Source organism: Bacillus sp. FSL K6-0923, assembly GCF_038630825.1.
Taxonomy (GTDB): Bacteria; Bacillota; Bacilli; order Bacillales; family Bacillaceae; genus Bacillus; species Bacillus pumilus.
This window is the reverse complement of the sequence record NZ_CP152044.1, coordinates 1,437,249-1,451,041: the sequence shown is the minus strand read 5'-3', so window position 1 is coordinate 1,451,041 and position 13,793 is coordinate 1,437,249. Positions and strand designations below refer to the sequence as shown.

At 41.4% G+C, this 13,793-nt stretch carries 13 protein-coding genes; 4 read left to right on the top strand and 9 right to left on the bottom strand.

What is annotated here, in order from left to right; all coding sequences use genetic code 11:
* Positions 1-3: 3 nt before the first annotated feature.
* From MHI16_RS07310 to MHI16_RS07295, 4 genes are all read right to left on the bottom strand, one after another.
* Positions 4-1,344, bottom strand: coding sequence for a dihydrolipoamide acetyltransferase family protein (locus tag MHI16_RS07310; protein WP_058014083.1), 1,341 nt, complete (start codon positions 1,342-1,344; stop codon positions 4-6).
* A gap of 107 nt (positions 1,345-1,451) precedes the next feature.
* Positions 1,452-2,429, bottom strand: coding sequence for a pyruvate dehydrogenase complex E1 component subunit beta (gene pdhB / locus MHI16_RS07305; RefSeq protein ID WP_012009824.1), 978 nt, complete (start codon positions 2,427-2,429; stop codon positions 1,452-1,454).
* A gap of 3 nt (positions 2,430-2,432) precedes the next feature.
* Positions 2,433-3,548: a pyruvate dehydrogenase (acetyl-transferring) E1 component subunit alpha gene (pdhA, locus tag MHI16_RS07300; protein ID WP_007498599.1), complete on the bottom strand. Its 1,116-nt coding sequence runs from the start codon at positions 3,546-3,548 to the stop codon at positions 2,433-2,435.
* 410 nt (positions 3,549-3,958) lie between these two features.
* Positions 3,959-4,627 carry a YkyA family protein gene (locus tag MHI16_RS07295; protein ID WP_058014084.1) on the bottom strand — a complete coding sequence of 223 codons (669 nt, stop codon included), beginning with the start codon at positions 4,625-4,627 and terminating at the stop codon, positions 3,959-3,961.
* 234 nt (positions 4,628-4,861) lie between these two features.
* Here MHI16_RS07295 and MHI16_RS07290 point away from each other — a divergent pair, with 234 nt between their 5' ends.
* Both MHI16_RS07290 and def read left to right on the top strand, forming a co-directional pair.
* Positions 4,862-5,047 (top strand): YjcZ family sporulation protein, encoded by a 186-nt coding sequence (locus tag MHI16_RS07290; RefSeq protein ID WP_151282361.1) that lies wholly within the window; start codon positions 4,862-4,864, stop codon positions 5,045-5,047.
* A gap of 111 nt (positions 5,048-5,158) precedes the next feature.
* Complete coding sequence (def, locus tag MHI16_RS07285) at positions 5,159-5,716, top strand: peptide deformylase (RefSeq protein ID WP_044142028.1); 558 nt, start codon at positions 5,159-5,161, stop codon at positions 5,714-5,716.
* A gap of 39 nt (positions 5,717-5,755) precedes the next feature.
* Here def and MHI16_RS07280 read toward each other — a convergent pair whose 3' ends face one another.
* A complete protein-coding gene (locus tag MHI16_RS07280; protein WP_058014086.1) occupies positions 5,756-6,535 on the bottom strand; it encodes a Cof-type HAD-IIB family hydrolase in 780 nt (259 codons plus the stop codon).
* Positions 6,536-6,930: 395 nt separating this feature from the next.
* Here MHI16_RS07280 and MHI16_RS07275 point away from each other — a divergent pair, with 395 nt between their 5' ends.
* Positions 6,931-7,140 carry a DNA-directed RNA polymerase subunit epsilon gene (locus tag MHI16_RS07275; protein ID WP_058014087.1) on the top strand — a complete coding sequence of 70 codons (210 nt, stop codon included), beginning with the start codon at positions 6,931-6,933 and terminating at the stop codon, positions 7,138-7,140.
* Between the two features lie 5 nt (positions 7,141-7,145).
* Positions 7,146-8,813 carry a ribonuclease J1 gene (rnjA, locus tag MHI16_RS07270; RefSeq protein WP_012009818.1) on the top strand — a complete coding sequence of 556 codons (1,668 nt, stop codon included), beginning with the start codon at positions 7,146-7,148 and terminating at the stop codon, positions 8,811-8,813.
* Between the two features lie 99 nt (positions 8,814-8,912).
* Here rnjA and ade read toward each other — a convergent pair whose 3' ends face one another.
* The 4 genes from ade to MHI16_RS07250 form a co-directional block, all read right to left on the bottom strand.
* Entirely contained in the window at positions 8,913-10,643 is a 1,731-nt protein-coding gene (gene ade / locus MHI16_RS07265) for an adenine deaminase (RefSeq protein ID WP_058014088.1), read from the bottom strand.
* A 261-nt stretch (positions 10,644-10,904) separates the two neighbouring features.
* On the bottom strand, positions 10,905-11,573 hold the full coding sequence (locus MHI16_RS07260) for a TrkA family potassium uptake protein (RefSeq protein WP_012009816.1): 669 nt from the start codon (positions 11,571-11,573) through the stop codon (positions 10,905-10,907).
* Positions 11,574-11,610: 37 nt separating this feature from the next.
* The gene (locus tag MHI16_RS07255) at positions 11,611-12,447 is read right to left on the bottom strand and encodes a gamma-glutamylcyclotransferase family protein (RefSeq protein ID WP_058014089.1); all 837 of its coding nucleotides are present in this window, start codon (positions 12,445-12,447) and stop codon (positions 11,611-11,613) included.
* Positions 12,448-12,451: 4 nt separating this feature from the next.
* On the bottom strand, positions 12,452-13,762 hold the full coding sequence (locus MHI16_RS07250) for an ATP-binding protein (protein WP_180309068.1): 1,311 nt from the start codon (positions 13,760-13,762) through the stop codon (positions 12,452-12,454).
* Between the last annotated feature and the right edge of the window lie 31 nt (positions 13,763-13,793).

Here is a 13,793-nt window from a genome sequence, read left to right as displayed (position 1 = left end):
ACATTACGCCTCCATTAAAATTAATTGTGGATCATTCAATAAACGCTTGATGTGGTTAAGGGCATTTTGCGCAGTAGCTCCGTCAATCATACGGTGGTCAAAGCTTAGGGAAAGAGCTAAGACTGGAGCTGCAACGATTTCGCCATCACGAACAACCGCTTTTTCAGCGATACGGCCAATACCAAGGATCGCTACTTCTGGGTGGTTGATGACTGGAGTAAACCATTGTCCACCAGCAGAACCGATGTTTGTGATTGTGCAAGATGCACCTTTCATTTCAGCTGGAGCCAATTTACCATCACGTGCTTTTGTTGCAAGCTCGTTGATTTCGTTAGACACTTCGAAAATTGCTTTGCGATCTGCATTTTTCACAACTGGAACGAGCAAGCCTTTTTCAGTATCAGCTGCAATTCCGATGTTGTAGTAATGCTTTTGAACAACTTCATCTGTTTTATCATCGATAGAAGTGTTAAGTACTGGGTACTTTTTCAAAGCAGAAGTAAGAGCTTTTACAACGTAAGGCAAGTAAGTTAACTTGATTCCTTGATCAGCTGCAACTTGTTTGAATTGTTTACGATGAGCAACAAGGTTCGTTACATCAACTTCATCCATTAATGTTACGTGAGGAGCTGTATGCTTAGAGTTCACCATTGCTTTCGCGATCGCTTTGCGGATTCCGCTCATTTTCTCGCGAGTTTCTGGGAATTCTCCTTCAAGAACTGGAGCTGCTGCTGCCGCTTTAGGAGCTGCTTCTTCTTTCGCACTTTCAGCTGCTTGAGGCGCTGCTTCTTGAGCTGCAGAACCACCATTAACGAAGCTGTCGATATCTTCTTTTAACACACGTCCGTTTTTACCAGAACCTGCAACTTTGTAAATTTCAATGCCTTTTTCGCGAGCATATTTACGTACAGATGGCATAGCGATAACGCGTTTGTTTGGATCAGCATCTACTTGCTCTTGTGCGCCTGCACCAGTTGCTGCCGCTTCTTCTTGTGCCACTTCTTTCTTCTCTGGCTCGTTACCAGCTTCAGCAGTACCTTGTACTTGAGCTTCAGTTTTTGCTTCGCCTTCTTCTTCGCTGCCTTTAAATTGAAGATTTTCGTAACCAGGTGCATCAAACGTAATGATTGTTTGTCCTACAGTTGCAACTGTTCCCTCTTCAACTTTTAATTCTAATACTTTTCCTTTAACAGGTGAAGGAATTTCTACAACTGCTTTATCGTTTTGTACCTCTGCTAAAACGTCATCTTCATTAATTTCGTCGTTTGGTTTTACAAACCACTTAACGATCTCACCTTCGTGGATACCTTCTCCGATGTCCGGAAGTTTAAATTCAAATGCCACTGTTTTTCGCCTCCTAGATTTTGTTGAATCCTTGTTGTGTATGTTTACACGGTCTTGTAATTGATAAAGGGGAAGAGAAATAAATTCTTTTCCCCTCAGTCATTTAATTAAAATTCAAGAACTTTCTTAGCTGTTTCAAGCACGTCTTTATGGTTTGGAAGCCATACACTCTCAGCTTGAGAGAAAGCAAATACAGTATCAGGTGCAGCTACACGAAGTACTGGTGCTTCTAGGCTAAGGATTGCTCTGTCATTGATTTCAGCTACTACGTTTGCAGCAATACCAGCTTGTTTTTGTGCTTCTTGAACAACGATCGCACGACCTGTTTTTTCAACAGAAGCGATGATTGTTTCAATATCAAGCGGGCTTACTGTACGAAGGTCGATTACTTCAGCAGAAACGCCTTCTTTTTCAAGCTCTTCAGCAGCTTTAAGTGATTCGTGAACCATTGCACCGTAAGTGATGATTGAAAGGTCAGAACCTTCACGTTTCACGTCAGCTTTACCGATTTCAATTGTGTACTCTTCTTCAGGAACTTCCTGACGGAAAGAGCGATAAAGTTTCATATGCTCAAGGAATACAACCGGATCATTGTCGCGGATTGCAGAAATTAATAGTCCTTTTGCATCGTAAGGTGTTGAAGGAATAACCACCTTGATACCAGGCTGTTGTGCGATAAGACCTTCTAAGCTGTCAGCGTGAAGCTCAGGTGTGTGAACTCCCCCACCGAATGGAGAACGGATTGTCACTGGAGAATGCCAGCGTCCGCCAGAACGGTAACGCATACGAGCCATTTGTCCAGAAACAGAATCTAATACTTCGTAAACGAATCCGAAGAATTGAATTTCCATTACTGGGCGGAATTCTTGTAGTCCAAGGCCAATTGCAAGACCGCCAATACCAGATTCAGCAAGTGGTGTATCGAATACACGATCCTCACCAAACTCTTTTTGCAATCCTTCAGTCGCACGGAATACGCCGCCGTTTTTACCAACGTCTTCTCCGAAAACGAGAACGTTTTCGTCATTTTTCAGTTCTGTGCGTAACGCATCAGTGATCGCTTGAATCATTGTCATTTGCGCCATGGCTTACTTCGACTCCTTCTGTTTGTAAATTTCAAGCTGTTCAACTAAGTTGAATGGTTTTACATCGTACATGTTTTCAATCAAGTCAGTGACTTTTTGCTTAGGCTGTTCGTCAGCTTCTTTGATCGCTTGTTTGATTTGTTCTTTTGCATCTTCGATGACTTTATTCTCTTCTTCTTCAGACCATAGGCCTTTGTTTTCCAAGAATTTGCGGTAGCGTACCAATGGATCTTTTTGCTCCCACTCGTTTTCATCTTCTTTTGTACGATATCTTGTTGGATCGTCACCAGCCATTGTATGTGGGCCGTAACGGAATGTAAGAGTTTCGATTAATGTTGGACCTTCGCCATTAACAGCACGCTCACGAGCTTCAGCAGTTGCTGCATATACAGCTAATGCATCCATACCGTCAACTTGTACGCCTACGATACCAGCTGCAGCCGCTTTTTGTGCAATTGTTTGCGCAGCAGATTGCTTCTCAACAGGAGTAGAGATCGCATATCTGTTGTTTTGGACAACAAAAATCGCTGGCGCTTTGTAAGCCCCTGCAAAGTTAATACCTTCGTAGAAATCACCTTGTGAAGCTCCGCCATCACCAGTGTAAGTGATTGCAACAGCATTTTTACCGCGCTTTTTCAAACCAAGAGCTACACCAGCAGCTTGAATGATTTGTGCACCGATAATGATTTGTGGTGAAAGTGCATTCACATCTTCAGGCATTTGGTTACCAACAAAGTGTCCACGAGAGAACAAGAACGCTTTTGTTAATGGAAGGCCATGCCAGATTAATTGTGGTACATCACGATATCCTGGAAGAATGAAATCTTCTTTCTCAAGTGCAAAGTGAGTTGCAAGCTGAGAAGCCTCTTGTCCAGCTGTTGGCGCATAGAAGCCAAGACGTCCTTGACGGTTCAATGAAATTGAACGTTGATCTAATACTCGTGTAAACACCATACGGCGCATTAATTCTTTTAATTGGTCATCTGAGAGATCCGGCATTGCCGCTTCGTTTACGACTTCGCCTTTTTCGTTTAAAATTTGAAACGTTTCAAACTGCTTTTTGATGGCATCAAATTGCTTTTTGCTATCAACAATTGCTTTTTTTGTTTTTGCAGCCATTCTAAAGTCACCTCTTCCTTTCTTTTAACAGTCAATTTGTCGTGAATCCATTTATACATACAGATATAGGATAACCCAAAATACGCATATGACTCCTGTATATAATAGCCACTGGGATCGTTGTCGAAACATTGAATGATCACTCGTTTTTGAGTTCTTCTAACTGTATTAACGATAGTTCACAAATAACTAATACAACTTCTGTTAACAAGGACTAGTTTACAACAAGAAAAATAGTCCGTCAATTGATTTAACGGCTTTATTTAAATAAATGTATTCGCTTTACTTTTTATGGTGAGCTGTATCAATCTGTTTAACAAACAACTCTAACTGTACTAGTATAGAGTGTGCTACTGTACTACAATAGAAAATGTTTGTTTTTGTCGAAAAATAACAAAAGAGCTGTTTTTTCAGCTCTCTTTGGACTCTTGATCTGCGGCTTCAGACAAAGCCTGTTTATGCTCATTCAATTGCTTTGTATATTGATTGAACTTTTTACCTTCTTTTCTGACTTTGCTATAAGAACGGTTCACTGTCTTCAACTTGGATTTCAGCTCTTTATATCCTAAGTCCTTCTTTTTTAAAGATTGATACAAATGCTGATCTTGTTTCAGCGCCTTTTGATATTCCTTGTAAAGCTGGTCATACGACGCATATCTTTTCTCGAGCGATTTGACCGTTTCATCTGCTTTTTCTTTTAAATCCGTATCTTGTATACGTCCCGCAGATTCTTTGACCGTTTTCAATTCTTTTTTCGATTCATCCATACTGTCTTTTTCTGTTTTCAAATGTTCTTCTCGTTTCGCTGCAGATGCTAACGCCTGATCAGAAAGGCTTGACACTGTTTTTGTGTGATCCTTTGTGGTTTGTATCATTTTTTTATAGAGCTGCTGTTCTTTTTTCTCATAGCTTTGCAGTGTGCCTTGCTCTTTTTCAAAAGAGGCCTCTTTTTCGCTCATTTTCGTCATCGCATCTTGCATGTCATGAAATGAACTTTGACCTCCGCATCCCGTCAGCAAAAGGGTACATATCCCCGCTAAAGCAGCACCTGCTTTCATGCTTCTTCTTATTTGTTTCATCACAAGGTTCCCCCTTTATATCTCCACATACAACTATAATTTTTATAGGCGTTTGTGACAAGGAAAGAGGTCATTCTGATGAGCCGAAGAAGATTTTTTTCAAGTGATAGGCGCATGACTATACAAATAGTGCATTCATACATAGTTTATATTACACGCTTCGCCTTCACTTATGAGAGGCCGAGTGTATTTCCAAAGGAGGTCAAAAGTATGTCTAATTATAGTCATGGAAGTATGTATGGTGGATACGGCGGTTACGGGTATGGATACGGTGGCGGATATGGCGGTGGCTGTTGTTACCCAAGTTATGGCGGTGGTTACGGATACGGCGGAGGACGCACATTCGCTTTAATCGTTGTCCTTTTCATCCTATTAATCATCGTTGGCGCAGCATTCTTAGGCGGCGGTGGCTGCTGCTAATGGCTGTTTAAGCCTCTGACCGGTCTCATAGACCGGTCTTCTTTATTTCATTGCATATGTTGTGTAACATTTTATATACTTTACATACAAAGGAAATAGGAGTGAAGATTTGTGATTACCATGGAAGATATCGTACGGGACGGACATCCCGTCTTAAGACAAACAGCTGAAGCCGTCGAGCTCCCGCCGACAGAAGAGGAAAAACAGCAATTAGCTGACATGATTGAATTCGTCAAAAATAGTCAAGATGCTGACTTGGCTGAAAAGTATGGACTCAGACCTGGTGTTGGACTCGCGGCTCCGCAAATTAATGTCAGTAAGCGAATGATCGCTGTTCACTGTGAGGATGAAGATGGAGAGGAATACAGCTATGCCCTTTTCAACCCGCGCATTGTCAGTCATTCCGTCAAAAGAGCTTATTTAACGACAGGTGAAGGCTGCTTATCTGTTGATGAAGCCATTCCTGGATTTGTCCCACGATATCAAAAGATCAGGGTGAAGGCCACAACGCTTGAAGGAGAAGACATTGATATTCGCCTAAAAGGGTTTCCAGCCATTGTATTTCAGCATGAAATCGACCATTTAAACGGCATTATGTTTTATGATCATATTCAAAAGGATCAGCCATTCGCTGAGCCAGACAACTCTGTTGCGATCGGCAGATCATAAATTAAAAAGAAGACCCAATAACCTCAGGGTCTTCTTTTTTTATTCTTCAATCAAGCCTAGATGGGTCACTGCATAGAATATGCCGTCTTCATCTACCGGCTTTGTCACAAAATCAGCCAAATCTTTTAGTTCATTCACAGCATTTCCCATGGCGACACCTGTACCAGCAAACGAAATCATCTCTCGATCGTTCAGACCGTCTCCAAAGGCAACGGTATCCTTTTGCTCGTAAGGCAGTCTTTCGATAACTCGTTTAATGCCTTCAGCTTTCGAACCGCCTTTTGGCAAGACATCTGTTGACAACTCGTGCCACCTGACAAGATCAATTTCTTCGCGGAACGCCTCGTATTGGACTTCCTCTTCTGCCTTACAGAATAACAGCATTTGAAAAATCTCGTTTTCTTTAAAGTAAGACAAATCATGTTCAGGGTGCTCTGTTTTTAAAGTCCCAATCCCCTCATGGATAAACGGATGATTTGGCACAGAAGCCTTCATCGCTTTTTCCCCCATGAAAACAAGCGGATGATCATGACGATCTGCCGTTTCATAAATTTTCTCCATCAGCTCCAGTTTAAGCGGATTGCCGTAAATGACTTTTCCCTCATACATGACATACTGACCGTTATAAGCAATAAAGGAGTCAAGCCCTAATTCCTCTAAAATAGGCTTAATTAAAAAAGGCGAACGCCCAGATGCAATGAAGAGATGATGGCCTTTTTCTTTTAATAAACGAACTGCTCTCTTCGTTGATTCAGGTATTTTTTTATCATGATCATATAAAGTACCGTCGATATCAAAGAAGATGACTTTTTTATTCATATCCCGTCTCCTGTCTCTTGTTATGTATACCCACTCCCTTTCATCATACAGAAAGATTTCTGCTTTCGAAACCAATTCCTATGAAAACGCCCATTTCCCACATATAACCATGTAACATTCAATGGAAACGTCATATAATACAAGTATAAAGAGAGAACGGAATACAAGGTCTAATCTCACTTCAATTCGAAAGGAGGCGACCTGCGATGCTTCGTCGTCTGCGCAAGAAAATTAGAAGACAATGGAAGGACATGCTTCGTAAAAAATCGATCGCTTAAAAGGATCTTCCGCACATTTGCTGAGGGTCCTTTTTTCTCAGAGACTTTTCTTATGCGCGTTTTTTTAATATAATAGAAATAGCGAGTGTAACATACGGTATTTAAGGAGAGATTTGGATGATATATAAGGTATTTTTTCAGGCAACTACTACTGAGGTACCTGTAAGAGAACACACAGATTCACTATACGTTGAAGCGGTTTCTGAAAGAGACGTACGCGATAAGTTGAAAAAACATAGCTACAACATTGAATTCATTCAGCCTGTAGACGGTGCTTTTTTAGACTATGAACGAGAAAGTGAAAATTTTAAAGTATTGGAGCTATGAGAGGAATGAAATTTGTAAAAAACGATCAGGCGGCAGTTTTTGCGCTCGGCGGTTTAGGCGAGATCGGTAAAAACACGTATGGCGTTCAATTTCAAGATGAAATCATTTTAATTGATGCTGGTATCAAGTTCCCTGAAGATGAGCTTCTTGGAATTGACTACGTCATCCCTGACTATACGTACTTAGTTAAAAACGAAGATAAAATCAAAGGTCTTTTCATCACTCACGGACATGAAGACCACATCGGCGGTATCCCTTACCTTCTCAAGCAAGTGAATATTCCAGTTTACGGCGGCAAACTCGCAATCGGCCTACTTCGTAATAAATTGGAAGAGCATGGTCTCTTGAGACAGACAAAACTTCACATTTTTGAAGAAGAGGATACCATTAAATTTAGAAAAACAGCTGTGTCTTTCTTTAGAACAACACACAGTATTCCAGATTCTTATGGAATTGTCGTGAAGACACCTCCTGGTAACATCGTACATACAGGTGATTTCAAGTTTGACTTTACGCCTGTTGGCGAGCCTGCCAACTTAACAAAAATGGCTGAAATCGGGAAAGAAGGCGTTCTATGTCTTTTATCCGATAGTACAAACAGTGAAATTCCAGAATTTACGATGTCTGAAAGACGCGTAGGTGAAAGCATTGATGACATCTTTAGAAAAGTCGACGGCCGTATCATCTTTGCTACGTTTGCTTCAAACATTCACAGACTTCAGCAAGTGATCGAGTCCGCTGTTGCCAATGGCCGAAAAGTTGCGGTGTTTGGACGAAGTATGGAGTCTGCTATTGATATTGGACAAGATCTTGGCTACATTAAATGTCCAAAAAACACGTTCATTGAACACAATGAAATCAACCGTCTACCAGCAAACAAAGTGACGATTCTTTGTACTGGGAGCCAAGGTGAGCCGATGGCTGCTCTTTCTCGTATTGCAAACGGCACTCACCGCCAGATTTCGATTAATCCTGGAGACACTGTTGTCTTCTCATCTTCACCGATTCCGGGTAACAATATTAGTGTAAGCCGCACCATTAACCAGCTGTACCGTGCTGGCGCTGAGGTCATTCATGGCTCACTTAATAATATTCATACATCTGGTCACGGCGGACAAGAAGAACAAAAGCTGATGCTCCGTTTAATTAAACCAAAATTCTTTATGCCGATTCACGGTGAATACCGCATGCAAAAAACGCATATTAAACTGGCGAATGATTGCGGAATTCCTGAGGAAAACTGCTTTATCATGGATAATGGTGAAGTTCTTGCACTAAAAGGTGACGAAGCAAGTGTCGCTGGCAAAATTCCATCAGGTAACGTGTATATCGACGGAAGCGGAATTGGCGATATCGGGAATATCGTCTTAAGAGACCGCCGCATTCTTTCAGAAGAAGGTCTTGTCATTGTAGTCGTCAGCATGGACATGAAAGAATTCAAAATCTCTGCTGGTCCTGATCTCATCTCAAGAGGCTTTGTCTACATGAGAGAATCTGGCGACCTCATTAACGACGCACAAGATCTCATTTCAAAGCATCTTGAAAAAGTAATGGAACGTAAGACAACTCAGTGGTCTGAAATTAAGAACGAAATTACGGACACACTTGCTCCTTTCCTTTACGAAAAAACAAGACGCCGCCCAATGATCTTACCGATTATTATGGAAGTGTAATCAAAAAAGAGACACAAGCCGACTGGCTGTGTCTCTTTTTTTCATCAAGTATTAAAAAAAGCCGCATATATACATCGTACACATGCGGTTTCTCACTTTTTATGATTGAATTGGGAGGTGCTGAAAGCTTCTGACATCAAACAAGCCCTTTGTCGTCATTTTCACATCAGGAATGACTGGAAGTGCCAAGAAGGACAGCGTCAAAAACGGATTAAAGTCTAAGGAAAAACCAGTTTCTTTTAGCGCTTCATGAAGTGTATGAAGGCTTTCATTGACGAGATGTGCCGGCTGATCTGACAACAAACCAGAGATTGGTAATGGCAGCGTATGAAGTGACTGCCCTTCTTTCACAACAGTCAAACCGCCGCCTGCTTCTTTTAACGCCTCAATCGCTTTGATGATATCAGCATCATTTGTACCAACTGCAATTAAGTTATGTGAATCATGTGCAACTGTTGTTGCAATGGCGCCCTGTTTGATGCCGAAGCCGCTGACAATCCCTACGCCCATTTCAGATAAACCTTGATGACGTTCAACAAGCACCATTTTCAATACATCTCTGCCTGTATCACTTGTAAATTGTCCGTTCATTTCTGAAGGAGAGACTTGTTCTAACTTTGTTTCAAGCTGATTCGGAATAATACGGATGACATTCATATGTTGATCGCCTGTGATAGGCAGTGCAATGTCTTCCTTTTGAACATCTACGGCATGAACAGATTGTAATAATGCCGGGCTCGGTGCAATCTTTTCGACACTCGGCTTATACTCTCCGTTCTGTGCAACCAATCGACCTGCGATAAATACACTTGTAATGTCTACATGATGAAAGTCTGAGACAAGCATAAAATCAGCATCATAGCCTGGTGCAATGGCTCCCTTTGTTTTAAGACCAAAACACTCTGCGGCATTTAAGCTTCCCATTTGATAGGCTAAAAATGGATCTAAGCCTTCTTTTATGGACATCCGTACTTGCTCGTCAATACTTCCCTGTGCCATTAAATCATCCAAATGTTTATCATCTGTACAAAAGAAAAAGCGTCTCGCATTCTTCTCATTCACTGCGGGTAAAACATTTTTCACGTTTTTGGCAACAGATCCTTCTCTCAGCATCACATACATGCCTCTTTTCACACGCTCAAGGGCTTCCTGTGCTGTTGTCACCTCATGGTCTGTTTGGACACTCGCTGTCCGGTAGACGTTGATTAATCGATCTGTTAAGCCTGCTAGATGGCCATCAATCAGTTTATTCTCGTTTTGAGCATCAAGCAGCTTTTGAAGCATATCTTCTTCTGCCTGCTCCACACCAACATAGTCCATCACCTCAGCAAGACCAAGCACTTCCTTTTCTTGATAAAGAGGTTTTAAATCTTGCGCTTTTAACGTAGCACCTGATCGTTCAAAACTGACTGCCGGTACACAAGATGGCAGCATGAAATAAATATGTAAGGCAGCTTTCCTCGCTTCTTCCAGCATAAAACGGATGCCTGTTATACCTGACACATTGGCGATTTCATGCGGATCTGTTACGACAGTTGTCACGCCGTGAGGAACGACAGCTTTGGAGAATTCAGCAGGGGTCACCATAGAAGACTCGATATGAACGTGGCCATCAATAAAACCAGGCACAAGCATTTGACCTGATGCATCTAGCTCCTGTTCTCCTTCGTACTCTCCTATCCCAACGATTTGTCCATTTTCAACAGCGACATCTGCGTCTATCCATTCCTGGTTAAACACATCCATGACTTTCGCATGTTTAATCACGAGGGCTGCTTTTTTTCTCTTTGCTGCTACCTCAATTTGATGTCTGAAAAGCTCCTTATCCAACGACACTGCCTCCTCCAAGTAAACAATATAATGTTTCTTATCGTAAACGAATCTGTTTCCCCAGTCAATGACATTTAGAGAAAATCAACCATATCAAAACACTGATTTTTATTTCTGAATAGTGATAATTGCATGAAAAATATCAAGGCTTATTTTCGCGGTTTTACAGAACAACGCAGCCCTTTTCAGTGTCTATTTCCATCTCAATGTCCACCTGTCATGAACACATTCATATAAAAAAACACCCCGTCATCGGAGTGTTTAATAATCGTTCTGCATTTCTCGTTTTTCAAAGCGTCCTATATCGGCTACTGCCCCAATGACAATGAGGATATCTTCTTTTTGAATCATTTCATCAGCCAGCGGGGAAACAATGACTTCCTTTCCGCGCTTAATCGCAACAATATTGATACCGTATCTTGCCCTAATATCAAGATCTAAAAGAGAATGCCCTGCAAGCCTGTTGTTTGCAACAATCTCAATCAGGCTGTACTCATCTGACAGCTCAAGGTAATCAAGCACGTTATTTGAAATGATTTTATGTGCAATCCGTCTCCCCATATCTCGCTCTGGATGAACGACGCGATCCGCTCCAATTTTGTTTAGCACCTTTTCATGGTAATCATTTTGCGCTTTCACTGTGACCATTTTGACGCCAAGCTCTTTCAGCATAATCGTTGTTAAAATACTTGCCTGAATGTTTTCGCCAATTGCAACGATGACATGATCAAAATTGCGAATACCAAGATTTTTTAAAACGTTTTCGTCCGTCGAATCACCAATCACCGCATGTGAGGCAATTTTCGCGTACTCGTTTACTCGATCTTCATTCATATCCATTGCCATGACTTCAAGTCCTTCTTCGCTCAGCGCCTTGCAAATACTTCCACCAAAGCGTCCAAGACCAATGACTGCATATTCCTTTTTCATGTTCAGACTCCTTTTATCTCACTTACCATGCATTTTACTACGGTTTGATTAATGAATCCATATGTGAACGAATTTTTTTGCGGAACGCTTCACTTAAGTAAAGGTCTGCTCCTTTTTCGATTTCACTGCGATAATGAGCTGGCGGAGCGATTTCTTCGCTTTTTTGAAGCACAAGAAAGGTTAAACAGTCCTCGTAAATTTGATCACCTATTTTGACATCGACAAATGCTGGACGATATGTACCTTCATATACTCCTTCTCGTTTATACAAATAACGAATGGCATCAAAAGGAACTTCATATAAAACACCCTCTGTTTCGCCGCCGTCTTCTACCATATCAGCTCTTGATCCATCTGGCCTCACCAATGTAAATCTCGTAGTAAAACCATTTAGTACACCACCGCCGATGATTTGTTTAAAGTGATGATCGACTTCTGCGAGCTTAAACCTAGCATCATCCATGCAGGAACCATAGGCAAAATAATAGAAGGTTGATGGCTTCTGCTGCCAAAGTTGATAAGCTTTCCAGCACCCTCTCTTTATTTCTTTCAGCGCTGATGCCTTCTGCTCTGGCAAAGTGTATGTCACGGCTGCTACCCGACCTTGATCCGTCATGATATTGATTTCCTGCTTGTCATACCCTTCCTCTAGTACGTCTATCTTATTCAACGTGTCAGCGGTTACCTCGTACAATTCCCCGAATACAGTGCCTTTTTCTGCAGGAACACACGCTGGATATCCTTGACCTGTATCGTAAATCCTTCCACTCATCCAAGCGGATTTAGCTAATAGTTTGTTTTCCTTCAAGTACGTTTCGTGGTGCTCTTCATGCTGCAATAGCGTCCCATATACAAATAAAGCTTTTACCGTCATGACTTCACGTCCTCTCAACTTGCTGCTGTCTGCTTTTTTGACACACAGGCAAATAAATATGAAAAGCTGTGCCTTTCCCAAGCTCACTTGACACGTCCATTCTTCCGTGATGATCTTTTAAAATTGTCGCACAGATGGTCAGACCAAGCCCTGTCCCTTCTTTTTTCGTGGAAAAGAAAGGATCATATATTTTTTGAATATCTTCTTCAGACATCCCTTTTCCTTCATCTTGAATGGTAATCTTCCATTCATTCAATACTTTTTCTGTAGATATGTATATGCTGCCACCTTCAGGCATTGCCTCAATCGCATTTTTGATTAAATTAATGAACAGCTGCTTCATTTGGTTAGCGTCTGCTAGGATTGCGCCGGCATCCTGCCTTTTAAATGGCTGCTTGAGATCAATATTTGAAAGAACGGCATTTGTTTTTAATAAAGTAATCACTTGTTCTAGAAGCTCATGAAGCTGGACCTCTTGAAAATGGACCGATTGAGGCTTAGCCAATACAAGCAGCTCACTTAAAACAAAATCAATCCGTTTAATTTCAGAAAAGATAATGTCAAAATAATCGGTTCTTTCAGGATATTGAGTCTTCATCAGCTGCAAAAAACCATTAACTGATGTCAGTGGATTTCTGACTTCATGGGCGATTCCAGCGGCTATTTGTCCAGCGACGGCCAGCTTTTGCGCCTGCATTTGCAATTGCTGATTGGATCTTTCAAGCTCAAGCTTTGCCTGCTTTTGTTTCGTAATATCAGCTACCGTTCCAATTCCTCCGGTAAACTGGTGATGCTCATCAAAATAAAGCTTGTAATGAACATCTCCCCACACCTTCTTTCCCTCTTTATGGAGAAGCTGCAGTTCTACACGCCCAGCATCCTTATGCTCCTTGATCACAGACAATAAATGCTGGACCACGCGTTCCTCTTGATCAAAGTACTGATTGTACATGGTGCCTAGACATTCATCGATGTCATAGCCCGTCATTTGTGTCCATGCTTGATTTAAGAAAATAATTTCACCTTTTTCGTTTGTTTCAAAGACGATTTCTTGCAAGTTATCTGTGATTCGATTCAGCCGCTCTGTCAGTTCGTGTGCTTCTTTCTCTCTCGTATTTAAGTCTGACACAAGTAGATTTAAGCGGTCTACATAGCCTGAGACAACCCAGATTCCTGTTAGAACCAGGACTGTAAAGGCTAGATCGAGCGGCCAATTAATTTGATAGCCACCTAGATAATAAAAGAAATCCCAGCTTAAAATTAAAATAAATGCAAGAACAGATAACACGATCCGCACTTGATATGTTTTGTTCAAATGATTCCACCTGCCGCCCTGAGATTCTTTG